Source organism: Micromonospora sp. DT233 (genome assembly GCF_049841815.1).
GTDB lineage: Bacteria > Actinomycetota > Actinomycetes > Mycobacteriales > Micromonosporaceae > Micromonospora.
Window position 1 is genome coordinate 414,896 of record NZ_JBNCLB010000004.1, and the last position, 22,621, is coordinate 437,516.

Below are 22,621 nucleotides of genomic sequence, written 5' to 3' on the forward strand. Positions count from 1 at the left end.
GGCCGGCGTCCCGCCCCTCCGCTCACGCAACTCTCCGTTCACATCGCGGGACGCAGTGTTCACATTTTGCGGTCGTTTTGCGGCGGTAATTCCGGATTTAGCGGCGTGAATGGCCATCACGCTCCGCTAAACCCAGGGGTAACGGTTATCACAATTGGCTCATGGTTCCCGCACCTCGGCGGCGGTCCCTGCTTAGGCTCACGGCATGGCAGATGGTTCCGACACGACACTCGCGGCCGGCGAGGCCGTCTCCGCACCGGCCCCGCAGGGCCTGGTAGCGGGCATCAAGTCGTTCGCCGCCGGGCACGGCGGGGCGAAGGCGGTCATCGAGTACGTCGGCAAGCGCGGGGCGCGCATCGTCCTCGTCGGCGGCGACGGGCAGTGGGCCGACCAGTTCGCGGAGGACACCGTCACGGCGCGGCAGGCCTGCGCCACGGCGGGAGTCAGCATCGAGAACACCTGGGAGCGCGAGCTGATGGACCAGATGCGGCCGAACAACGACCTCTGGCGGTCGATGGGGCGCCGGGCCATGTCACGCTGACCCCCATGACCGATCACCACCACCAGTCGACCCGGGGGGAACCCCGGGTCGCTCTCGTCACCAGCGTCGGGCACCGCGACCTGGAGCCCGACGACCGGCTGCTGCTGGCCCCGCTGGCCGACCGGGGCGTCGGGGTCGACGCTCCGATCTGGGACGACCCGGCCGTGGACTGGGCCCGCTACGACCTGGTGGTGCTCCGCTCGCCCTGGGACTACCCGGCCCGCCGCGACGAGTTCGTGGCCTGGGCGCAGACCGTGCCCCGGCTGGTGAACCCGGCCGACGTGGTGCGCTGGAACACCGACAAGCGCTACCTCGACGACCTCTGCGCCGCCGGGGTGCCCACGGTGCCGACCAGTTGGGTCACGCCGGGGCAGCGCTGGTCGCCGCCGGCCGCCCACGGCGAGTACGTGATCAAGCCGGCGATCAGCTCCAACAGCCAGGACACCGGCCGCTACGACCTGGCCGACCCGCAGCACCGCGAGCTGGCCGCCGCCCACCTGCAACGGCTGGGCGCCGCCGGCCGGGTCGCCATGGTCCAGCCGTACCTGCCGGCGGTGGACACCGCCGGGGAGACCGCGCTGCTCTTCCTGACCGGCGAGGGCGGGCTGCGGTTCAGCCACGCGATCCGCAAGGGCGCGATGCTGACCGGGCCGGACCTGGGCGACGACACCGACTACCGGGAGGCGCAGATCTCCGCCCAGACGGCCACCCCCGCGCAGCTCGACGTGGCGCGGCGGGCGCTGGCGGCGGTCCCCGGCGGGCCGGACCGCCTGCTCTACGCCCGGGTGGACGTCATCGACGACGCGGGCGGCTCACCGGTGCTGGTCGAGCTGGAGCTCACCGAGCCGTCGCTCTTCGTCGGGCACGCCGACGGCGCTCCCGACCGCTTCGCGGACGCGGTCCTCGCCCACCTGCCCCGCCCCCGCCTCCGCTGACGTACCCGTTCCCGCCGCCGTTCCCACCGGCGGCAGGGCGCGCTCGCGGGTCGACCAGAGCACGGACAGGGTCGCCAGCAGCACCAGGCAGGAGCCCAGCATGTGCGCGCCGACCAGTACCTGCGGCAGGTGGGTGAAGTACTGCACGAAGCCGATCAGGCCCTGACCCAGCTCCACGGCCACCAGCACCAGCGCGGCCCGTTCGGCGCGTCGGGCGCCCACGGCCCGGAACGCGAAGACCAACGCCACCGAGAGCCCGATGAGCAGGAAGACGCTGTCGGCGTGCACCTGGGAGATCGACTCGGGGTCGAGGCCGTTGCGGGCCGCGCCGTGGTCGCCCGCGTGCGGGCCGCTGCCGGTGACCCAGGTGCCGATCACCAGCACCGCGACGCTGACGGCGGTGGTGACCAGCGCCAGGGTCCGCAGCGGCGCCGGCACGGCGGGCAGGACCGGGCCGTCCGGCTCGTCGACGCGCCGCCAGAGCGCGTACGCGGCGGCGATCACCGCCATCGAGGCGAGGAAGTGCAGGCCGACCACCCACGGGTTCAGATCGGTCAGCACGGTGATCCCGCCCAGCACCGCCTGGGCCGGGATGCCGAGCAGCACCCCGATCGCCAGGGGCAGCAGGGCCCGCCGCCGCGCGGAGTGACGCAGCACGGCCAGCACCACGGCCAGGGCGATCGCGCCGACGGCGAAGGTGAGCAGCCGGTTGCCGAACTCGATCACGCCGTGCACGCCCATCTCGGGCGTCGTGGTGTACGACGCGTCGGTGCACCTGGGCCAGGTGGGGCAGCCGAGGCCGGAGGCGGTCAGCCGGACGGCCCCACCGGTGACCACGATGGCGACGTTCGCGATGATCGAGGCGAGCGCCAGCCGGCGCAGCAGGACGGTGGAGACGGGGAACCGGGCGAATGCCTTCACGGGGCGAATCCTACGCACCGTAGTGGTGGCGCGATCGGGTGACTCGGGGTGTCGGTGGCTCGGATCACCGGAGTCGGGTTTGCCACCCTCGGACGAATTACGTAACGTTGGCGTTGTGAAAAACGCGGCGGCGCTCCACGGGCGGCAGCCGACGACCGGTCCGGTCGCCGGCGTGTCCCCGTCCGCCGTCTCCCGGCCCGACGCGGCGGTGCCCCCGGCCGGGACCGACCTCTCCACCCGCGACCGGGTGACCCGGCTGCTGCTGGAGCGGGGGGCGATCACCGCCGCCCAGCTCGGCGCGGCGCTCGGGCTCAGCCCGGCGGCGATCCGCCGGCACCTCGACGCGATGCTGGCCGACGGCGACGTGCTGGCCCGCGAGCAGATCGTCCGGGGCAGCCGGGGTCGGGGCCGCCCGGCGAAGGTGTTCGTGCTGACCGACGCCGCCCGGGTCCGCTGCGGCACCCACCACTACGACAACATCGCCACCGCCGCGCTGCGCTGGATCGCCCGCAACGGCGGCTCCGAGGCGGTGGAGGCCTTCGCGACCGACCAGGTCGCCGCGCTGGAGGACCGCTGCCGCGCGGCGATGGAGGACGCCGGCGACGACCCCCTGGCGCGGGCCGAGGCGCTCGCCGGGGCCCTCACCGCCGAGGGGTACGCCGCCAACGCCTCCACGATCGCCTCCGGCGGTCAGCTCTGTCAGCACCACTGCCCGGTGGCGCACGTGGCCGCCGAGTTCCCCCAGCTCTGCGAGGCCGAGACCACGGTGATCTCCCGCCTGGTCGGCACCCACGTGCAGCGCCTGGCCACCATCGCGCACGGCGACGGGGTGTGCACCACGCACATTCCCGCCCAGTCGTCGCGCGCCACGTCCGGTAAGACCGTCACCACTGTGAGGACAGATAGATGACCGAGCAGATCGTTCAGCCCCTGACCCAGGAGGAGCAGCTCGCTGCCCTCGGTCGCTACGAGTACGGCTGGGCCGACTCCGACGTCGCCGGCGCGACCGCCCAGCGTGGCCTCAGCGAAGCGGTGGTGCGGGACATCTCGGCGAAGAAGAGCGAGCCGGCCTGGATGCTCGACCTGCGCCTGAAGGGACTGCGGCTGTTCGGTCGCAAGCCCATGCCGGCCTGGGGCGCGGACCTCACCGGCATCGACTTCGACAACATCAAGTACTTCGTGCGCTCCACGGAGAAGCAGGCCGCCAGCTGGGAGGACCTGCCCGAGGAGATCAAGAACACCTACGACCGGCTGGGCATCCCCGAGGCGGAGAAGCAGCGGCTCGTCGCCGGCGTCGCGGCGCAGTACGAGTCCGAGGTGGTCTACCACAAGATCCGCGAGGACCTTGAGGAGCAGGGCGTCGTCTTCCTCGACACCGACACCGCGCTGCGCGAGCACGAGGACGTCTTCAAGGAGTACTTCGGCACGGTGATCCCGGTCGGCGACAACAAGTTCGCCGCGCTGAACACCTCGGTCTGGTCCGGCGGCTCGTTCATCTACGTGCCGAAGGGCGTGCAGGTGGAGATCCCGCTGCAGGCGTACTTCCGGATCAACACCGAGAACATGGGCCAGTTCGAGCGGACGCTGATCATCGTCGACGAGGGCGCGTACGTGCACTACGTCGAGGGCTGCACCGCCCCGCTCTACTCCTCCGACTCGCTGCACAGCGCGGTCGTGGAGATCATCGTCAAGAAGAACGCCCGGTGCCGGTACACGACCATCCAGAACTGGTCGAACAACGTGTACAACCTGGTCACCAAGCGCGCCGTGTGCCACGAGGGCGCGACGATGGAGTGGGTCGACGGCAACATCGGCTCCAAGGTCACCATGAAGTACCCGGCGGTCTACATGACCGGTGAGCACGCCAAGGGCGAGGTGCTCTCGGTGGCGATGGCCGGCGAGGGGCAGCACCAGGACGCCGGCGCCAAGATGGTGCACGCCGCGCCGCACACCTCCTCGACGATCATCTCCAAGTCGATCGCCCGGGGCGGCGGCCGGACCTCGTACCGGGGCCTGGTGCAGGTGCTGGAGGGCTCGCACCACAGCCGCAGCACGGTCAAGTGCGACGCGCTGCTGGTCGACACCATCTCCCGCTCCGACACCTACCCGTACGTCGACATCCGCGAGGACGACGTGTCGATGGGGCACGAGGCGACCGTCTCCAAGATCAGCGACGACCAGCTCTTCTACCTGATGAGCCGGGGCCTGAGCGAGGACGAGGCGATGGCGATGATCGTGCGCGGCTTCATCGAGCCCGTCGCCAAGGAGCTCCCGATGGAGTACGCGCTGGAGCTCAACCGCCTGATCGAGCTGCAGATGGAGGGCGCGGTCGGCTGACGCCGCGCCGCGACCCGCCCCACCGCCCTCCGGCGCACGACCCCACGCCGCAGAACAGACCAAGGAAGAGATGACTACCCAGGCTTCCGCGCCGCCCAGCACCAAGTTGCAGGCGCTCCGCTCGTACGACGTCGCCGACTTCCCGGCCCTCACCGGCCTGGAGGAGGAGTGGCGTTTCACCCCGCTCAAGCGCCTGCGCGGCCTGGTCACGGCCGACGCGTCGGCCGGCAACGGCCGGGGCCTCACCGTGGAGCACCCGAGCCTGCCGGCCGGGGTGTCGCTGCGCTTCGTCGAGCCGACCGACGCCGCCCTGGCGACGGCGCCCCTGCCGGTCGACCGGACCGGCGCGTTGGCCCACGGCGGGGCGGCGCGGGTCTCGGTGGTCGAGGTGGCGGCCGAGGCGGTCGTCGCGGAGCCCGTCGTGGTGCGGCTGCTGGGCGCGTACCCCGAGGAGCTCTCGCTGGCCCGCACGCAGGTCCGGGTGGGGCGGTTCGCCGAGGCGACCGTGGTCTTCTCCCAGGAGGGCTCGGCCACGCTGGCCGACAACCTCGAGGTGACCGTCGCCGACGGGGCGAAGCTGACGCTGGTCACCATCGCCGACTGGGCCTCCGACACGGTGCAGGCGCAGCACGTCGGGATCACCCTCGGCCGCGACGCCCGGGTGGTGCACATCCAGGTCAGCCTCGGCGGTGACCTGGTGCGGCAGTTCATCTCGGTGGAATACACCGGGCGCGGCGGCGAGGCCGAGCTCTACGGCGTCTACTTCGCCGACAGCGGCCAGCACCTGGAGCACCGCCAGCTCGTCGACCACAACGTGCCCGACTGCCGCAGCCACGTCGGCTACCGGGGCGCGCTGCAGGGCGACGACGCGCACACCGTCTGGGTGGGTGACGTGCTGATCCGGGCCGAGGCGACCGGCACCGACACGTACGAGATCAACCGGAACCTGCTGCTCTCCGACGGGGCGCGGGCCGACTCGGTCCCTAACCTGGAGATCGAGACCGGCGAGATCGCCGGGGCCGGGCACGCCAGCGCCACCGGCCGCTTCGACGACGAGCAGCTCTTCTACCTGATGGCCCGGGGCATCCCGGAGGGCGAAGCCCGCCGCCTGGTGGTGCGCGGCTTCTTCGCCGAGGTGATCAACAAGATCCCCGTCGAGGAGCTGCGCGAGCGCCTCGGCGACGCGATCGAGGCCCGGCTGGCCAAGGCGGGCGCCTGATGATCCGGATCTGCTCCGCCGAGGACGTGCCCAAGGGCAGCGTGGTCCGGGCCGACGTCGAGGGCACCCCGCTGGCGCTGGTGCACGGCGACGACGGCGTCTTCTACGCCGCCTACGACGAGTGCTCGCACGCCGCCGTCGCCCTCTCCGAGGGCGAGGTCGAGGGGTGCACGCTGGAATGCTGGCTGCACGGATCGCGTTTCGACCTGCGGACGGGTGAGCCCAGCGGCCTGCCCGCCACCGAACCCGTACCCGTATACCCCGTCGAAGTCCGCGACGGCGACATCTATCTTCCCGTGGGCGCAGACGGCCGCCCGATGCCGAGCAATGGAGTGACCCGATAATGAGCACCCTGGAGATCCGCGACCTGAAGGTGTCGGTCAAGCTGCCCGAGGGTGAGCTCAAGCCGATCCTGGCCGGCGTCGACCTGACCGTGGCCTCGGGCGAGACCCACGCCATCATGGGCCCCAACGGCTCCGGCAAGTCCACCCTGGCGTACTCCATCGCCGGCCACCCGAAGTACGAGATCACCGGCGGCTCGGTGACCCTCGACGGCGTCGACGTGCTGGCCATGTCCGTCGACGAGCGGGCCCGCGCCGGGCTCTTCCTCGCCATGCAGTACCCGGTCGAGGTCCCCGGCGTCTCGGTGGCCAACTTCCTGCGTACCGCGAAGACCGCGATCGACGGCACCGCGCCGAAGCTGCGCACCTGGGGCGGCGAGCTGCGCGGGGCCATGGAGCGCCTCCAGATGGACCCGGCGTTCGCTCAGCGCAACGTCAACGAGGGTTTCTCCGGCGGCGAGAAGAAGCGCCACGAGATCGTGCAGCTGGAGCTGCTCAAGCCGAAGATCGCGATTCTCGACGAGACCGACTCCGGCCTCGACGTGGACGCGCTGCGCGTGGTCAGCGAGGGGGTCAACCGGGTCCGCGACACCGGGGACACCGGCCTGCTGCTGATCACCCACTACACCCGCATCCTGCGCTACATCAAGCCCGACTTCGTACACGTCTTCGTCGCCGGTCGGATCGTCGAGCAGGGCGGCCCGGAGCTGGCCGACAAGCTCGAGGACGAGGGCTACGAGCGGTACAGCGCCGGGGCCGGCTCGGCGCGGGCCTGAGAAAGGGGCTGGTCACGCAGATGACCACCATCACGATCCCGCAGGGGATGCCGCAGTTCGACGACGTGCCACGCCTCGACACCGCGGCGGTGCGCGCGGACTTCCCGATCCTGAGCCGGGAGGTCAACGGGCGACCGCTGGTCTACCTCGACAGCGCCAACACCTCGCACAAGCCGCGCCAGGTGCTCGACGCGCTCACCGAGCACTACGCGCTGCACAACGCCAACGTGTCGCGCTCGGTGCACACCCTGGGCGCCGAGGCCACCGAGGCGTACGAGGGCGCGCGGGCGAAGATCGCCGCGTTCGTCAACGCGCCGAGCGTCGACGAGGTGGTCTTCACGAAGAACTCCACCGAGGCGATCAACATCGTGGCGTACGCGTTCTCCAACGCCTCGCCGCGCGCCGACGCCGACCCGCGCTTCCGGCTGGGCCCCGGCGACGAGATCGTGATCTCCGAGATGGAGCACCACTCGAACATCGTCCCGTGGCAGCTGCTGGCCGAGCGCACCGGCGCGACCCTGCGCTGGTTCCCGGTCACCGACGGCGGGCGGCTGGACGAGTCGGGGCTGGAGGAGCTGGTCACCGAGCGGACGAAGATCGTCTCGCTGGTGCACATGTCCAACATCCTCGGCACCGTCAACGCCACCGCCCGGATCACCGAGCGGGTCCGCCAGGTGGGGGCGCTGCTGCTGCTCGACTGCTCCCAGTCGGTGCCGCACCTGCCGATCGACGTGGTCGACCTCGACGCCGACTTCATCGTCTTCACCGGCCACAAGATGTGCGGTCCGACCGGCATCGGCGTGCTCTGGGGCCGGGGCGAGCTGCTGGCGGCGATGCCCCCGGTCTTCGGCGGCGGCTCGATGATCGAGACGGTCACCATGGCCCGGTCGACGTTCGCCGCCCCGCCGGCCCGCTTCGAGGCCGGCACCCCGCCGATCGCCGAGGCCGTGGCGCTGGGCGCGGCGGTGGACTACCTGACCGGGATCGGCATGCGGGCGATCCAGTGGCACGAGAAGGAGCTGACGGCGTACGCGCTGGACGCCCTCGCCACCGTGCCCGGCCTGCGGATCTTCGGCCCGACGGTGCCGGTGGGCCGGGGTGGGACGATCTCGTTCGCCCTCGGCGACCTGCACCCGCACGACGTGGGGCAGGTGCTCGACTCGTTGGGCGTGCAGGTCCGCGTCGGTCACCACTGCGCCAAGCCGGTCTGCGCCCGTTTCGGCGTACCGGCCATGACGCGAGCCTCGTTCTACCTTTACACCACCACGGCCGAGATCGACACCCTGGTGGGTGCCCTGGAGCAGGCGCGGAAGGTGTTCGACTGATGCAGCTCGACCAGCTCTACCAGGAGATCATCCTGGACCATTACAAGCACCCGCAGGGCCGTGGGCTGCGTGCCGCCGACGACCCGGGCGACCGGGTCGGCGAGGCGCACCACGTCAACCCGACCTGCGGGGACGAGGTGACCGTCCGGGTCGCCACCGACGGCGCCGTGCTGCGCGACATCTCCTACGAGGGCGTCGGCTGCTCGATCAGCATGGCGTCGGCGAGCGTGTTGCACGAGCTGCTCAGGGGTAAGGACGCGGACGAGGCGTTCGCGGTGCACGAGGCGTTCGTCGAGTTACTGTCCGGCCGTGGCCAGGTCACGCCGGACGAGGACGTGCTCGGTGACGGGGTGGCGTTCGCGGGTGTCGCGCGCTTCCCCGCCCGGGTCAAGTGCGCGCTGTTGTCGTGGATGGCGTTCAAGGACGCCGCGGCACGCGCCGGTGTGGGCGCGAGCCCGGAGGTGAAGGCATGAGTTCTGAGGAGATCACCACCACGTCGGAGACCGGCGCCGTGGCCACCGACGCCGCGCCGGCGACGGCCGGCGCGAAGGCCGCCGTCGCCGACGTCGAGGAGGCGATGAAGGACGTCGTCGACCCGGAGCTGGGCATCAACGTGGTCGACCTCGGCCTGGTGTACGGCGTCCACGTCGACGACGACAACGTCGCCACCCTGGACATGACGCTGACCTCGGCGGCCTGCCCGCTGACCGACGTGATCGAGGACCAGACCCGGCAGGCGCTGACCACCGGCCCCGGCGGGGGACTGGTCAACGACATCCGGATCAACTGGGTCTGGCTGCCCCCGTGGGGCCCCGACAAGATCACTGACGAGGGGCGCGACCAGCTCCGCTCCCTCGGCTTCAACGTCTGACGCCCACCTGCGTCAGGCATCACGCCGCGAGCGTGCCCCCACCCGGGGCACGCTCGCGGCGTTTCGCGCTGTCGGGGCACCCGCCGCCGATCATGCCGCCGCCGATCGTGCCGTGTTGCCGGGAGGGCAGCAAAGCAAAGGCGGCGAGCAGGTTCCGGTGGCGTGGCGGGGCGCGTTTACGCAACGTGACCGGTGCCCGTCGGGCGCGTCGCCCCGCCGGGTCGACGTCCCCGACATGCCGTACGGTCGGCGCATGAGCAGTCGTCCCGCCGCCGGGGGCGGCCGGTGGGTCGAGATGGACCCGGCGCGCGTCGCCCGCTGGGTCGCCGGCTTCGCCGACCGGCACGGCCCGCCGACGACCACCCCGCAGCCGTACGGCCTCCGCCTCGCCGCCCCCGACGGGGCGACCGCCGAGCTGCACGCCCCGCCGGGCGCACCCCCGGCCGCCGACCTCGCCGAATTCGTGGCCGCCGCCTCCGCGTCGCGCCGCATCGGGCTGCTGCTGGCCCGCAAGGGCGCGGTGGCGGTCGGGATCGCCGAGGGCACCGATCTCGTGGTCTCCAAGGTGGACACGCAGTACGTGCAGGGGCGCACCGCCGCCGGGGGCTGGTCGCAGCACCGCTTCGCCCGGCGGCGCGACAACCAGGCGAAGGCGGCCCTGGGCGACGCGGCCGACTTGGCCGTACGGCTGCTGCTGCCGCAGGCGGTGACCCTGGCGGCCCTGGTCGGCGGCGGCGACCGGCGGGCCGTGGAGACCGTGCTGGCCGATCGGCGGCTCGCCCCGCTCGCGGCGCTGCGTGCCGAACGCCTGCTGGACGTGCCGGAGCCCCGCCACGCGGTGCTGCTGGCCGCGATTCCCGCCGCCCGCGCCGTGCACGTTCTCGTCCGCGACCCGGATCTGGTCTAGCCGCAGCGGCAGCGGGCGTGCCGAAAAAGACGGACTCCGAGTGCGACGGAAATGGTAGTCACCACGGCCACCATGACCTCCTGCACGCCGGCCGACCAGCGCCGGCCCACCCTCGGGAGGAACCCATGTACGACCAGCGTCACGACGGAGCCGTCAAGTCCGCTCCCGTCGACGAGAGTCTGACCGATGACGCCGTCGATGCCGTGCTGGCCGGCCTCGCCGCCGTGGCCGAGCAGCTCATCGCGGACACCGCCGCCGCCGAGCAGGAGGTGAACGCCCGCAACGACGACAACGAGGGGCCCCTGGAGCGGGGGGAGGTCGGCCCGGGATACTGGAGCCGCCCCGACCCGCACCGGGCGCTGCGCTCCCTGCGCCTGGCCCACGCCTGCCACGCCGCCCGGGATCTGCGCGACGCCAGCCGGCACATCGCGGCCTGGTGGGCCGACCTCGCCTGTTATGCCGTGTTGTCCGCCGCGGCGGGCCAGCCCGTGAACCGGTGCCGCGCCGCTGCCGCTGACCCCAGCGCGCACTTCTGGGACGAGGAACTGCGTCACCTGCCGTACCCCACCGACGAGCAGCGGCAGCTCGCCGAACTCGCCGCCGCCGTCGCCGGCCCGCCGAGCCCGTACGACCCCGAGGACGGCCTGCGCGCCGCCGTGGCCGACTACGTCGCGCGGGCAGGGTTCACCCCGTGGCCCTCGCCGGACGGCGGCGTGGTCTTCCGGGACGACATCATCGATCCGGACGCCCGGCTGCGCCGGCTCTGGGCCGGCACCTGGGCGGATCACCGGTTGCCCGATCTTCCCGACGCGGCCCAACTGGACCGGGCGCTGGCCCGGCTCGACCTGCCGTTGGCGGCGCTCGGCGAGATCCTCGCCGCGACCGCCGACGTCGACGACGTCCTGGCCGTCGCCCGCCGGCTCAGGATCGATCAGGGCGAGGAGACCGCCGCCGAGGTCGAGGCCCTGTACGACCACGTCGAGAGGGCCACCGACATCCTCGCCGACTACGCCCGGACCCTCACCCGGCACCTGCCCGCGATCCGCGCGGCGGCAGCGTCGGCGGGTCGGGCACCGGGACGCCCCGGAGCGTGAGGACGCCGCTCGGCGGCCGAAGTCCCGCCCGAGCCATTGGCGTGGCCCGGGCGGGACCCCCGGGGTCAACCGGCGGTGCAGGAACGGATCTGCGGCCTGGCGCCGCTGTTGCCGTTCATCATCGTGGTGAAGCCGAACGTGTTGCCGTTGCCGTTGGAGCGCATCGTCATCACGTAACCGGTGCCGTCCCAACTGGGGGTGCCGTTCCAGGTGGTGGTGATCCGCTGCGGCGCGGTCACCGCCACGACCACGGTCCAGTTGCTGGCGCCCTGGACCGTCACCGAAGTGTTGTACCGGTCGCCCCAGACGTTGGGGGTCGTCGCCGTCGCGGTGCAACCCCCACCGGGGGGCGGGGTGGTGGGCGGCGGGGTGGTCGGGGGTGGGGTGGTCGGCGGCGGGGTGCCGTCCGGGGCCACCGCCCGGCCGGTGCTCGGTGAGATCATGCCCGGGCAGAGGTTGCGGCTGGTCAGGTTGGCCATGATCTGCGGGATCGCGTCGCGGGTGTTCTGGATGCCGTCGTGCATCAGGATCACCTGACCGGCCTGGAGTCGGCTGGCGTTGGAGACGATCTGGCTGACGCTGGCGCCGTTCCAGTCCTGGGAGTCGACGTCCCAGATCACCTGGCGCAGGCCGAGCGACGTGGCGACCGACTGGAGCGTCGAGTTGGTCTCCCCGTAGGGCGGGCGGAACAACTGCGGGCGTACGCCGGTCGCCGACTGGATCGCCGAGTTGGTCTGGGAGAGGTCCGACTGCATCTGGCTCTGGCTCATCGACGTCATGTGCGCGTGGTTCCAACTGTGGTTGGCGACCCACATGCCGGCGTCGACCTGGGCGCGCGCGGCGGACTGGTTGCCCTGCACGTTCTGCCCGACGTTGAACATGGTCGCTCGGGCGTTGTTGGCACGCAGCACGGAGAGCAGCGCGCTGGTGCCGCCGGTCGGCCCGTCGTCGAAGGTGAGGCCGACGTAGCCGTTGCAGGCGGCGGCGCTGGACGGGGTGGCGGCGACCGCGACACCGGTGGCGCCCAACGCCACGGTGGTGGCGAGGACGGCCAGCCGGAGGGCGCGGCGGGATGTTCGGGGCGGGGACGGGCGGCGGGGGCCGCTGATGCTGGTGAACATGCGCAGGTTCTCCTTGGGGGTGGTGGCACCTGACGATGTTTGACATCAATGACCGTGAATGAAAGTCACTGTGGATCGGAGTATTGCAGCGGCGTTTCGAACGCGTCAACGACTTCCGGAAATTATCGGAGAGGTGAATGAGGGCGCTGACATTCAGTAGTCGGAGTCGAGGTTAGGTGATCCCCGAGCCCCTCGGTCGCCGCGCTCATCGAATTCGCCGAAGCGATCTGCCCGGGCCTTACCTGTCCAACCGTCGGACCTGCCTTCAGCAGCACGATCCACAGCGTGGACGGCCCGGCCCGATCCCCGAGGGACCCGGTCCCGTCCGGCGACATGGCCTCCGGCGGTCGCCGCACATCGGCTCGAAACGCCGCGCCGCCGCCCCGCCCTGCGCCTCAGGAGCGACGGAGCGTCCCGGTCGTTCCGGCCGTCAGGGGGTGCAGGCCGGCGAGCTGGACGTAGATCTCGCGCTTGTCGGTCGCCAAGCCCCGGTGGTCCAGCACGTAACCGGTCAACCAGATCCACCCTTGGTACGTCGGCCGGTCGGGCACCGAGACGACCCGGAACGTCAGGGCGCGATCCCCGGCGAACTGCACCGAGGCGCAGCCGTCGACCCTCAGCAGGTCACCGGGGGACGGGTGGGCGGTCACCAGCCCTGGTTCCCGTGGTGCTCCTCCGGTGGCCGGGGCTCCCGGGTAGGCAGGGTCCGCCAGTCGCGCAGCACGTGCGTGAGCCGGGTGTTCTTCTGCACCAGCAGCCGTACGTGCCGGTGCAGGTCGGCCAGCTCGGCGGCCACCCGCGCCTGGAACTCGCGTACCTGATCGGGGTCGAGGCCGCGCGGACGCCGGCCGAACTCCTGGGTGAGCGCCTCGTGCGGGCTCATCCGGACGGGCCGGCGGCCCTGGTGGGGCTGGCCGCCCCGATTCACCTGTGCCACGACGGTCCTTTCCGGGGCCGGGGGAGACGCGGGGGGTGCGTGCGGTGGTGCTGGAAGGGCGGGTCGTGCGCGGCCGGCGTGCGCACGGCCCGCCCGCTCCGCCGCCGCAGCCCTGATCGGCGGTACGACGACGGAGTGAACCGTGGGCCGGGACGGGCGTGCACACCCGCCCCGACCAGGGGAAGAGCCGATCTCGTTGCCACGCGAGGAGCGGCTCACATCCAACATAACTAGACATGTCAGATGAGTCAACGCTGCTTGTTGGGCGCGTCGCGATGTGATCGAATCGGATTGCCACGCGAGGAGTGCCATGCGAGAAGTGCCGGACTACTGGCGCATCGCCGATGATGTGATCGCCGACGTGAGGTCCAACAAGTTGAAGTCGGGGGACAGGCTGCCCTCGATCAGCGAGCTGCGCGAAAAATACGGTGTCAGCCACGGGACCGTGCAGATGTCGTACGCCCGGCTCGAAGCGCTCCGTGTCATCCGCCGTCAGCAGGGCAAGGGTGTCTTCGTCAACGACCCGAAGCTGTGGATGCGGGCACCCTGAGTTCGTGCTGAAGTGACTTTTCGTGCGGTGCCCGCCGTGGCTATCATGCGCCGTCGAGGAATACGACGGTGATCGGATCACCCACCCCGCGCCCCGTCCACGCGGTCCCGGCCAAGCCCGCCCCGAGGCCCGGGGACCCGGATCTGGACCTGCGCCAGGCCTGGGTCCGAGCACAGGTATGGAGAGCCTGGTAGCTCTTCGACGTTTCCTGGCGTGCCTGCTGCCAACTTCTGAAGTAGTGATGATGTCATGTCGATGCCGTTGGAGTCCGTGCCCTTCTCCGAACTGCTGCGCCAGCCGGCGGAGACCGCCGAGCGGCTGGCCCGCACCCGGGCGGTGCGGCTGCGCCGCCGTGACGCCGCCGACCTGGTGCTGATGTCCGCCGACCGGGCCGAGGCCGAGGGCGAGGTGGTCGACCTGACCGCCCGGCTGCTGGCCAGCCTGGTTCGCCGCGACCCCGGCCTGGTGCGCGAGGCGCTGCCCGCCGTGCTGTCCTGGGTGCGGTTCCTCCCGCCCGCCGACGCCCAGCAGATGGCCGACGAATTCGTCGCCACCGCCGAGGCCGCCACCGCAATGGGTAACACCGCGGCGCTGTCGCAGCTGCTCGCCGAGTGGCGTCACACCGCCGAGATCCACGCGGACCCCGACCTGCACCGGGTCCTGACCGCGCCCAGCGCCGACGACTTCGGGGCGGCCACGCGCCCGGACGGCGAGTGAGCGCCAAGCGCGGCGACCGGGCCGCGCCGCCACCCCGCCCCGGCGGCTACGCCCTGCGGTTCGCCGCCAACGACGCGGCCAAGGGCTGGGAAGAACTGTGCCGCCAGGCCTCGGCCAACTCCCGCGCCGCGTTCGACGCCATCGAAGCCACCCCCTGCGGCTGAGGGGCGTTGGTGCGGAGGGAACCCCGGGGCGGCCGGATCTGTTCCGGCCGCCCCGGGGGCGTACGGCTCAGGCGCCGCCGCCGAAGGTGTCGCACTGCTTCGGGTCGCCGGTGTCGTACCCCTTGGTGAACCACTGCTTGCGCTGCGCGGACGTGCCGTGGGTGAACTCGTCGGGGTTGACCGGGCGGCCCGAGCGCTCCTGGATGGCGTCGTCGCCGATCTTCTCGGCGGCGTCGATGGCCTGGGCGATGTCCTGCTCGGTGATGCTGGTGAAGATCTTCTGACCCTTGCCGTCGGCGGTGCCGGTGGCGTTGCGCGCCCACGCGCCCGCGTAGCAGTCGGCCTGCAACTCCAGCTTCACCGACAGGGCGTTGGCGTCGTCCGGGTCGCGCTGCTGCTGGCGGCGCATCTGCGCCTCGGTGCCGAGGAGGTCCTGCACGTGGTGGCCGTACTCGTGGGCCAGCACGTACGGCTGGGCGAACTCGCCCTTCGCGCCGAGCTGGTCGGCGAGCATCTGGTAGAAGGTCAGGTCGATGTAGACCTGGTCGTCGGCCGGGCAGTAGAACGGGCCGACCCCGGAGTCGGCCTGGCCGCAGCGGGTGTTGACGCCCTGGCTGAAGAAGACCGTCTTGGACGGCTGGTACTGGTTGCCGAACTTCTCCGGCAGCGCCGTGCGCCAGTACGCCTGGATCGAGTTGACGTAGAGCGCATTGCGGCAGTCGAGCTGCTTGAGGGCGTCGTCGGCCGCGCACTTCTGTTCCAGCGAGGTGTTGTCGCCGGACCCGGACTCGTCGCCGCCGTTGGTGGCCGCGTTCAGCCCGAAACCGCCGCCGACCAGGGCGACCAGCACGGCGACGACGATGCCGATCAGGCCGCCGCGCCCGCCGCCGATCGGGATGGGGATGCCGCCCAGCCCGCCACCTCCGCCGGACCCTCGTCGGTCGTCCACCTGGCTGGTGTCGACCTGCGCGTTCTCGTTCAGCTCCATGTTGACCCCGATCACCGATTCATCACGTCTGGCGGTTGCGGCACCGGACCGGGTCCGGACTTCCGCCTCCGTACCCGATGATCTTGATCGGTAATCCGGCGGGGGCGCGCGGCGCGGCCCGGTACACTTGCCGCGTGCTGCTCTGCGAAGGCTGAACCGCCCCGCGCCGACGGGAACATCGACCCGCCGGCGCTTTCGCGTGCCCTGAGCCAGCCTTCCTAGAAACCCCGAGAGCGAGTCCGCGACATGATCACTGCCACCGGCCTGGAGTTGCGCGCCGGCGCCCGGATCCTGCTGTCCGACACCACCCTGCGGGTGCAGCCCGGCGACCGCATCGGCCTGGTCGGCCGCAACGGCGCCGGCAAGACCACCACGCTGAAGGTACTGGCGGGGGAGGGGCAGCCGTACGGCGGCCAGATCGACCGGCGCAGCGCCATCGGCTACCTCCCGCAGGACCCGCGCACCGGCGACCTGGAGGTCACCGGCCGCGACCGGGTGCTCTCCGCCCGGGGGCTGGACGTGCTGATGGCCCAGATGCAGCAGGTCGAGGCCCAGCTCGCCGAGGGCGTCAACGACAAGCTGGTCCGCCGCTACGGCGCGCTGGAGGACCAGTTCGCCTCCCTCGGCGGGTACGCGGCCGAGGCCGAGGCCGCCCGGATCTGCGCCAACCTGGGGCTGCCCGACCGGGCGCTGGCCCAGACCATCGGCACCCTCTCCGGCGGGCAGCGCCGCCGCATCGAGCTGGCCCGGATCCTGTTCCGCGACGCCGGGGAGAACGGCGGCGGGATCCTGCTGCTCGACGAGCCGACCAACCACCTCGACGCCGACTCGATCACCTGGCTGCGCGGCTTCCTCGCCAACCACAAGGGCGGCCTCATCGTGATCTCCCACGACGGGGCGCTGTTGGAGTCGGTGGTCAACAAGGTCTGGTTCCTCGACGCCACCCGCTCCGTGGTCGACGTCTACAACCTGGGCTGGAAGGCGTACCTGGAGGCGCGGGAGACCGACGAGCGTCGCCGCCGCCGGGAGCGGGCCAACGCCGAGAAGAAGGCCGGCGCGCTGATGGCCCAGGCCGACAAGATGCGGGCCAAGGCCACCAAGACCGTCGCCGCGCAGAACATGGCCCGCCGGGCCGAGAAGCTGATCTCCGGGCTGGAGGAGGTCCGGGTCTCCGACAAGGTGGCCAAGGTCCGCTTCCCGAGCCCCGCGCCGTGCGGCAAGACCCCGCTGACCGCAGCCGGCCTCTCCAAGTCGTACGGCTCGTTGGAGATCTTCACCGACGTCAACGTGGCGGTCGACCGGGGCTCCCGGGTGGCCATCCTCGGCCTCAACGGCGCGGGCAAGACCACCCTGCTGCGGATGCTCGGCGGCCTGCTCACGCCGGACACCGGCGAGGTGCGCCCCGGGCACGGGCTGCGGCTGGGCTACTACGCCCAGGAGCACGAGACGCTGGACGTGAACCGGACGGTGCTGGAGAACATGCGCGCCGCCTCGACCGAGCAGACCGACACCGAGCTGCGCAAGATCCTCGGCGCGTTCCTCTTCTCCGGCGAGGACGTGGACAAGCCGGCCGGGGTGCTCTCCGGCGGGGAGAAGACCCGGCTGGCGCTCTCCACCCTGGTCTGCTCCGGCGCGAACGTGCTGCTGCTCGACGAGCCGACGAACAACCTCGACCCGGTCAGCCGGGAGCAGGTCCTCGACGCCATCGCCAACTACCCGGGGGCGATCGTGCTGGTCACCCACGACCCGGGGGCGGTGCTGGCGCTCAAGCCGGACCGGGCGATCCTGCTCCCCGACGGCGACGAGGACGCCTGGAGCGACGACCTGCTCGAGCTGGTCGAGCTGGCCTGATTTCCGGGCGGCGCGCACCGTCCCGTAGGCGTGACAATGCGATGTCAGTTTTTGCGCCTTACGCGGAGCATCGTCACTCCCCGTCCGCGCGTCGCGCCGGGTCGGCCCCGGCGCCGGGGCCGTGCGGGGCCGCCGGGCCGGTGGCGGTGATCCGGCCGGTCAGGCGAGCGAGAGTACGATCATCGTGCCCGGACCGCCCGCCGCCGTCGCCCCGACCGGTCGGCCCCCGGCCGCCTCGGTCACCCTATCGGGTAGCCGACACTGCGTAGCGTGTCGGTTGGCGAATAGTTGATATCTGGCGCATGATCGTTCGAGGCGGTCTAATAGGTGGGACCGTATCCGAACCGCACAGTCTGGGACGTGAGGAATCAGCTATGGCAGCCACCGGCACAGCCACCAGCACTGAGAAGGGTCGCCGGATCGTCGGAGCCGAGCGTCAGACGCTCGCCAAGGACCTGGTAAAGCGGTACACCTCCGGGGAGAGCATCCGCGCGCTCGCCGCCTCCACCGGGCGATCCTACGGGTTCATCCACCGGGTGCTCACCGAGTCCGGCGTGCAACTGCGTCAACGCGGCGGCGCGCGGCGTCGCAAGAAGGCGTGACCCGCCCACCCAGGTCGTCCACCAGCGCCGTTCCCCGGGCCGCCCGGTGAGCCCCGATCCGGTCGGGGTGCGACTCGACTGCGACGGGCCGGTCGCGACGGTCACGTTGTGCCGGCCCGACGTGCTCAACGCCCAGACCCCGGCGATGTGGCGCGCGCTGACCGACTTCTCCCGCGACCTGCCGGGCGACGTACGGGTCGTCGTCGTGCGCGGCGAGGGGCGGGCGTTCTCCGCCGGCCTCGACCTGGCGGTCGCCGGGTCCACCGGCCCCGGCTCGTTCGCGGAGCTGGCCGCCCTGCCCGAGCAGGAGTGCGCCGACCGGATCGCGCAGTTCCAGCAGGCCTTCACCTGGCTGCACCGGCCGGACGTCGTCTCGGTGGCCGCCGTCCAGGGGCACGCCATCGGCGCCGGCTTCCAGCTCGCGCTCGCCTGTGACCTGCGGGTGCTGGCCGCCGACGCCCGGCTCTCCATGGCCGAGGTGACCCTCGGCCTGGTCCCCGACCTGGCCGGCACCAAGCGCCTGGTCGAGCTGGTCGGCTACGCCCGCGCGCTGGAGATCTGCGCCACCGGCCGCCGGATGGACGCCGCCGAGGCCGACCGGCTCGGCCTGGCCACGCTGGTGGTGCCCACCGGAGAGCTGGACGCCGCCGTGCGGGACCTGACCGCCGGCCTGCTGGCCAACGACCGCGACGCGGTGGTGGAGATCAAGGCGCTGCTGGCCGGCGCCGGCGACCGCTCCCACGCCGATCAGCAGCGGGCCGAGCGCGAGGCGCAGACCCGCCGACTGCGCGACCTCGCCGGCCGGGGGGAGTAGCCACCCCGCCGGCCGGGCCCGTCGTGGTGGCCGGCCGCGCGTACGGTGTCGTGGCCCGGTCGTGGGTGCCAGGCGGTGCCGCCGACCGGAGAAAGATCAGGTTTCGGCCCGGCGTGGGAAGAACCGGGTCGCGGCCGAGGTTGTCGTAGCCGTCTGGAGAATCGATTCGACGGCACGAGGCCGCCCACGACCCGACCCGGAGGTGACGCGAGATGTCCGACGGTGGCATGGCGGGCTGGCACATGATCCGATCGATGCGCAGCCGGGACGAGATCTCCGACCACCGGCTCAAGCGCGGCACCGCCCGACGGATCGTCGAGTTCGCCCGGCCCTACCGGCGCGACATCATCGTCTTCCTGGTCACCGTGGTGATCGCTGCGGTGATCGGCGTCGCCACCCCGGTGCTGGCCGGTGACGTGATCAACGCGATCAGCCGGGGCGGCGCCGAGGCCGGCACGACCGTGGTCCGCATCGCCTTCATCATCGCCGCGCTCGCCGTCGCCGACGCGCTGTTCTCCCTGGCCCAACGGTGGTACTCGGCGCGCATCGGCGAGGGGATCATCCTCGACCTGCGCACCCGGGTCTACGACCACGTGCAGCGGATGCCGTTGCAGTTCTTCACCCGCACCCAGACCGGGGCGCTGGTCAGCCGGCTCAACAACGACGTGATGGGGGCCCAGCGGGCGTTCACCTCCACCCTCTCCGGGGTGGTCAGCAACGTCATCCAGCTGGTGCTCACCGCCGCGGTGATGCTCACCCTCTCCTGGCAGATCACCGTGCTGTCGCTGATCCTGCTGCCGATCTTCATCGTCCCGGCCCGGCGGGTCGGCCGGCGGCTGGCCGAGATCACCCGCGAGTCGTACAACCTCAACGCCAGCATGAACACGACCATGACCGAGCGGTTCGGGGTGTCCGGCGCGCTGCTGGTCAAGCTCTTCGGCGCCCCCGAGGTGGAGGCCCGCCGGTTCGCCGGCCGGGCCGAGCGGGTCCGCGACATCGGCATCCAGTCGGCGATGTACTCGCGGACGTTCTTCGTGGCGATGCTGCTCGTCGCGTCGCTGGCCCAGGCGCTCACCTACGGTCTCGGCGGCTGGCTCGCGGTCACCGGCAACGTCAGCCCCGGCACCGTGGTGACCCTGGCGCTGCTGCTCACCCGGCTCTACGGCCCGCTGACCGCGCTCTCCAACGTCCGGGTCGACGTGATGAGCGCCCTGGTCTCCTTCGACCGGGTCTTCGAGGTGCTCGACCTGCGCCCCGGCATCGAGGAGCGGCCCGACGCGGTGCCCGTGCCCCGGGGCAACGGGCGGGTGGAGTTCCGCGGCGTGCGGTTCCGCTACCCGGCCGCCTCCGAGGTGTCGCTGGCCTCCCTGGAGGAGGTCACCACCCTGGACCGCACCGTCAACGAGCCGGTGCTGCGGGGGGTGTCGTTCAGCGTCGAGCCGGGGCAGATGATCGCCCTGGTCGGCCCCTCCGGCGCGGGCAAGTCCACCCTGTCCATGCTCATTCCCCGGGTCTACGACGTCACCGACGGCCAGGTGCTGGTCGGCGGCGTCGATGTCCGTGACGCCACGCTCGCCTCGCTGCGCGACGAGATCGGCGTGGTCACCCAGGACTCCCACCTCTTCCACGAGACGATCGCCGAGAACCTGCGCTACGCCCGGCCGGACGCCACCGACGACGAGATCTGGGCCGCCCTCGCGGGCGCGCAGGTCGCCGACCTGGTCCGGTCGCTGCCGGACGGGCTGGAGACCACCGTCGGCGAGCGGGGATACCGCTTCTCCGGCGGCGAGAAGCAGCGCATCGCCATCGCCCGGCTGCTGCTCAAGGCCCCGTCGATCGTGATCCTCGACGAGGCGACCGCACACCTGGACTCGGAGAGCGAGGCGGCGGTGCAGCGGGCCCTGTCGGTGGCGTTGACGGGGCGTACGGCGCTGGTGATCGCGCACCGGCTCTCCACGGTCCGCGACGCCGACCAGATCCTCGTGCTCGACCAGGGGCGGATCGTCGAGCGGGGCCGCCACGACGAGCTGGTCGCCGTCGGCGGGCTCTACGCCGAGCTGTACCGCACCCAGTTCGCGGTGGCCGACTCGCCCGCCCCGTACGTCGACGCGACCGGCCCCGAGACGCTGATCAACGTGCCGATGGCCGGGTACGTCCCCGACGAGGCGCTACCCCCGGCCGCCGCCAACTGAGGGCCCGACGGTAGCGCCGGCTGAACCGGTGCGGGGCGCGGTCAGCCCGGCCCCGGACCGGCCACCGCGCGCAGCTCTCCGAACGCCGCGCCCAGCGTCTGCGGCGTGAAGTGGGCGTTCAGCCCGCTCGGGTTGGGCAGCACCCAGAGCCGGGCGTCGCCCAGCAGCTCCGGCTGCGGGCCGAAGGTCGCCTTCGGCCGGCCGAACCCGATCCGGTACGCGGTCACCCCGACCACCGCCACCCAGGCGGGCCGGTACGACCGCACCTTGTCGGTGAGGATCGCCGCGCCGTCGACCAGCTCGTCGGCGGTCAGCTCGTCGGCGCGGGCGCTGGCCCGCGCCACCATGTTGGTGATCCCCAGCCCGTAGCCGGGCAGCGTGTCCTGCTCGCTCGGGTGCAACTGGCGCGGGGTGAAGCCGCCCCGGTGCAGGGCCGGCCAGAAGCGGTTGCCCGGCCGGGCGAAGTGCCAGCCTGTCGCCGCCGACCAGAGGCCGGGGTTGATGCCGACGAAGAGCACGTGCAACCCGGGTGCGATGACATCGGCGAGGGTCCGGTCCGCGGCGGCGGCCAACTCCTCCCGGGTGGGCCGCCGATCCCGCGCCGCGCCTGCCGGTGCGCCCACCGTGCCGTTCGGGCGGCCGCTCATCGGGGTCACAGCCCGCGCAGCGCGCCGCCGTCGACCGGGAGGGTGATCCCGGTCAGGTAGCCGGCGGCGGGGGAGAGGACGAACGCGGCGACCCGGCCGAACTCCGCCGGGTCACCGATGCGGCGCAGCGGGATGGCGGCCTCCACCTCGGCGCGGGCCCGGTCGGCGTCGCCGGAGGCGGCCATCAGCTCACGGTTGCGGTCGGTCATGATCCGCCCCGGCAGCAGGCCGACCACCCGCACGCCCCGGGGGCCGTACTCGTCGGCCATGTCCTTGGCCACCCCGGCCAGGCCGGGGCGCAGGCCGTTGGAGATGCCCAGCCCGGCCAGCGGGCCGCGTACCGAGCTGGAGAGGACCAGCCCGATCGCGCCGCCGTCGGTCAGCTCGGCGGCGACCGTCCGGGCGGTGCGGACGGTGCCCAGGAAGACGGTCTCGAAGGACTCCCGCCACTGCGCGTCGCTGACCCCGGCGGCGCTGCCCTGCGGCGGCCCGCCGACCGAGACCAGCGCGCCGTCGAGCCGGCCGAAGTGTTCCCGGGCCGCCACGACCAGCCGCTGCGGGGTGGCCGGATCGGCCAGGTCGGCGGCCAGCCCGATCGCCCGGTCCGGGCCGCCGAGGCGCTGGACCGCCTCGGCCACCCGCTCCGGGGCCCGGGCGGCCACGACCACCCGGGCCCCGTCGGCGACGAGGCATTCGGCGGTGGCGAAGCCCAGCCCGCGCGAGGCGCCGGTCAGCACGTACACCCGGTCGGTGAGTCCCAGATCCATGCGC

25 protein-coding genes and 1 pseudogene are annotated in these 22,621 nt (G+C 72.3%); 19 read left to right on the top strand and 7 right to left on the bottom strand.

The genetic code is table 11. The annotated features are described in order from the left end of the window. Positions 1–205 precede the first annotated feature (205 nt). On the top strand, positions 206–541 hold the full coding sequence (locus ACLQ2V_RS12960; protein ID WP_425718675.1) for a hypothetical protein: 336 nt from the start codon (positions 206–208) through the stop codon (positions 539–541). Positions 542–546: 5 nt separating this feature from the next. Then, a complete protein-coding gene (locus ACLQ2V_RS12965) occupies positions 547–1,476 on the top strand; it encodes an ATP-grasp domain-containing protein (RefSeq protein WP_425718676.1) in 930 nt (309 codons plus the stop codon). On the opposite strand, the pseudogene ACLQ2V_RS12970 reads toward ACLQ2V_RS12965, so the two are convergent. After that, positions 1,459–2,415, bottom strand: a pseudogene (locus tag ACLQ2V_RS12970) (COX15/CtaA family protein); the annotation flags it as partial. The gene ACLQ2V_RS12965 and the pseudogene ACLQ2V_RS12970 sit on opposite strands and share 18 nt — an antisense overlap. Positions 2,416–2,512: 97 nt before the next feature. On the opposite strand from ACLQ2V_RS12970, the gene ACLQ2V_RS12975 reads away from it, so the two are divergent. From ACLQ2V_RS12975 to ACLQ2V_RS13020, 10 genes are all read left to right on the top strand, one after another. Continuing rightward, positions 2,513–3,307, top strand: a complete 795-nt coding sequence (locus ACLQ2V_RS12975) for a helix-turn-helix transcriptional regulator (protein WP_425718677.1) — start codon at positions 2,513–2,515, stop codon at positions 3,305–3,307. Continuing rightward, positions 3,304–4,734, top strand: coding sequence for a Fe-S cluster assembly protein SufB (sufB, locus tag ACLQ2V_RS12980; RefSeq protein WP_425718678.1), 1,431 nt, complete (start codon positions 3,304–3,306; stop codon positions 4,732–4,734). Before ACLQ2V_RS12975 ends, sufB begins: the two co-directional genes overlap by 4 nt. A gap of 70 nt (positions 4,735–4,804) precedes the next feature. Beyond that, entirely contained in the window at positions 4,805–5,953 is a 1,149-nt protein-coding gene (gene sufD / locus ACLQ2V_RS12985) for a Fe-S cluster assembly protein SufD (RefSeq protein ID WP_425718679.1), read from the top strand. Next, on the top strand, positions 5,953–6,297 hold the full coding sequence (locus ACLQ2V_RS12990; protein WP_425718680.1) for a non-heme iron oxygenase ferredoxin subunit: 345 nt from the start codon (positions 5,953–5,955) through the stop codon (positions 6,295–6,297). The genes sufD and ACLQ2V_RS12990 overlap by 1 nt, the downstream gene beginning before the upstream one ends. Further along, complete coding sequence (gene sufC / locus ACLQ2V_RS12995) at positions 6,297–7,070, top strand: Fe-S cluster assembly ATPase SufC (RefSeq protein ID WP_425718681.1); 774 nt, start codon at positions 6,297–6,299, stop codon at positions 7,068–7,070. Before ACLQ2V_RS12990 ends, sufC begins: the two co-directional genes overlap by 1 nt. Positions 7,071–7,090: 20 nt before the next feature. Beyond that, on the top strand, positions 7,091–8,395 hold the full coding sequence (locus ACLQ2V_RS13000) for a cysteine desulfurase (RefSeq protein ID WP_425718682.1): 1,305 nt from the start codon (positions 7,091–7,093) through the stop codon (positions 8,393–8,395). Beyond that, positions 8,395–8,868, top strand: coding sequence for a Fe-S cluster assembly sulfur transfer protein SufU (gene sufU, locus ACLQ2V_RS13005; protein ID WP_425718683.1), 474 nt, complete (start codon positions 8,395–8,397; stop codon positions 8,866–8,868). Before ACLQ2V_RS13000 ends, sufU begins: the two co-directional genes overlap by 1 nt. Continuing rightward, positions 8,865–9,266, top strand: a complete 402-nt coding sequence (locus tag ACLQ2V_RS13010; protein WP_425718684.1) for a metal-sulfur cluster assembly factor — start codon at positions 8,865–8,867, stop codon at positions 9,264–9,266. Before sufU ends, ACLQ2V_RS13010 begins: the two co-directional genes overlap by 4 nt. Positions 9,267–9,519: 253 nt before the next feature. Continuing rightward, on the top strand, positions 9,520–10,173 hold the full coding sequence (locus ACLQ2V_RS13015; protein ID WP_425718685.1) for an acVLRF1 family peptidyl-tRNA hydrolase: 654 nt from the start codon (positions 9,520–9,522) through the stop codon (positions 10,171–10,173). A 125-nt stretch (positions 10,174–10,298) separates the two neighbouring features. Beyond that, positions 10,299–11,267, top strand: coding sequence for a hypothetical protein (locus ACLQ2V_RS13020; protein ID WP_425718686.1), 969 nt, complete (start codon positions 10,299–10,301; stop codon positions 11,265–11,267). A gap of 65 nt (positions 11,268–11,332) precedes the next feature. On the opposite strand, the gene ACLQ2V_RS13025 is transcribed toward ACLQ2V_RS13020, so the two are convergent. The 3 genes from ACLQ2V_RS13025 to ACLQ2V_RS13035 all read right to left on the bottom strand — a co-directional run bounded on the left by ACLQ2V_RS13025 (position 11,333) and on the right by ACLQ2V_RS13035 (position 13,325). Then, entirely contained in the window at positions 11,333–12,388 is a 1,056-nt protein-coding gene (locus tag ACLQ2V_RS13025; protein ID WP_425718687.1) for a polysaccharide deacetylase family protein, read from the bottom strand. A 395-nt stretch (positions 12,389–12,783) separates the two neighbouring features. Next, positions 12,784–13,038, bottom strand: a complete 255-nt coding sequence (locus ACLQ2V_RS13030; RefSeq protein ID WP_425718688.1) for a hypothetical protein — start codon at positions 13,036–13,038, stop codon at positions 12,784–12,786. Then, positions 13,035–13,325 (bottom strand): DivIVA domain-containing protein, encoded by a 291-nt coding sequence (locus tag ACLQ2V_RS13035; protein WP_425718689.1) that lies wholly within the window; start codon positions 13,323–13,325, stop codon positions 13,035–13,037. The genes ACLQ2V_RS13030 and ACLQ2V_RS13035 overlap by 4 nt, the downstream gene beginning before the upstream one ends. Positions 13,326–13,635: 310 nt before the next feature. Between ACLQ2V_RS13035 and ACLQ2V_RS13040 the strand changes: the two genes are divergently transcribed. The 3 genes from ACLQ2V_RS13040 to ACLQ2V_RS13050 all read left to right on the top strand — a co-directional run bounded on the left by ACLQ2V_RS13040 (position 13,636) and on the right by ACLQ2V_RS13050 (position 14,756). Beyond that, entirely contained in the window at positions 13,636–13,875 is a 240-nt protein-coding gene (locus ACLQ2V_RS13040) for a winged helix-turn-helix domain-containing protein (protein WP_425718690.1), read from the top strand. A 249-nt stretch (positions 13,876–14,124) separates the two neighbouring features. Further along, complete coding sequence (locus tag ACLQ2V_RS13045) at positions 14,125–14,592, top strand: hypothetical protein (protein ID WP_425718691.1); 468 nt, start codon at positions 14,125–14,127, stop codon at positions 14,590–14,592. Further along, positions 14,589–14,756 carry a hypothetical protein gene (locus ACLQ2V_RS13050; protein ID WP_425718692.1) on the top strand — a complete coding sequence of 56 codons (168 nt, stop codon included), beginning with the start codon at positions 14,589–14,591 and terminating at the stop codon, positions 14,754–14,756. Before ACLQ2V_RS13045 ends, ACLQ2V_RS13050 begins: the two co-directional genes overlap by 4 nt. A gap of 67 nt (positions 14,757–14,823) precedes the next feature. On the opposite strand, the gene ypfJ is transcribed toward ACLQ2V_RS13050, so the two are convergent. Continuing rightward, on the bottom strand, positions 14,824–15,744 hold the full coding sequence (ypfJ, locus tag ACLQ2V_RS13055; protein WP_425718693.1) for a KPN_02809 family neutral zinc metallopeptidase: 921 nt from the start codon (positions 15,742–15,744) through the stop codon (positions 14,824–14,826). A 246-nt stretch (positions 15,745–15,990) separates the two neighbouring features. Between ypfJ and ACLQ2V_RS13060 the strand changes: the two genes are divergently transcribed. The 4 genes from ACLQ2V_RS13060 (at position 15,991) to ACLQ2V_RS13075 (ending at position 21,203) form a co-directional block, all read left to right on the top strand. Continuing rightward, positions 15,991–17,595, top strand: coding sequence for an ABC-F family ATP-binding cassette domain-containing protein (locus tag ACLQ2V_RS13060; RefSeq protein WP_425718694.1), 1,605 nt, complete (start codon positions 15,991–15,993; stop codon positions 17,593–17,595). Between the two features lie 374 nt (positions 17,596–17,969). Then, positions 17,970–18,197: a helix-turn-helix domain-containing protein gene (locus ACLQ2V_RS13065; protein WP_007462679.1), complete on the top strand. Its 228-nt coding sequence runs from the start codon at positions 17,970–17,972 to the stop codon at positions 18,195–18,197. 46 nt (positions 18,198–18,243) lie between these two features. Beyond that, entirely contained in the window at positions 18,244–19,011 is a 768-nt protein-coding gene (locus tag ACLQ2V_RS13070) for an enoyl-CoA hydratase/isomerase family protein (protein ID WP_425718695.1), read from the top strand. Between the two features lie 212 nt (positions 19,012–19,223). Continuing rightward, positions 19,224–21,203 carry an ABC transporter ATP-binding protein gene (locus ACLQ2V_RS13075; RefSeq protein ID WP_425718696.1) on the top strand — a complete coding sequence of 660 codons (1,980 nt, stop codon included), beginning with the start codon at positions 19,224–19,226 and terminating at the stop codon, positions 21,201–21,203. Positions 21,204–21,244: 41 nt separating this feature from the next. Here the strand turns inward: ACLQ2V_RS13075 and mug are convergent, their stop codons facing one another. Then, positions 21,245–21,850 (bottom strand): G/U mismatch-specific DNA glycosylase, encoded by a 606-nt coding sequence (gene mug, locus ACLQ2V_RS13080; RefSeq protein ID WP_425718697.1) that lies wholly within the window; start codon positions 21,848–21,850, stop codon positions 21,245–21,247. 5 nt (positions 21,851–21,855) lie between these two features. Continuing rightward, on the bottom strand, positions 21,856–22,617 hold the full coding sequence (locus ACLQ2V_RS13085) for an SDR family oxidoreductase (protein ID WP_425718698.1): 762 nt from the start codon (positions 22,615–22,617) through the stop codon (positions 21,856–21,858). Positions 22,618–22,621 lie beyond the last annotated feature (4 nt).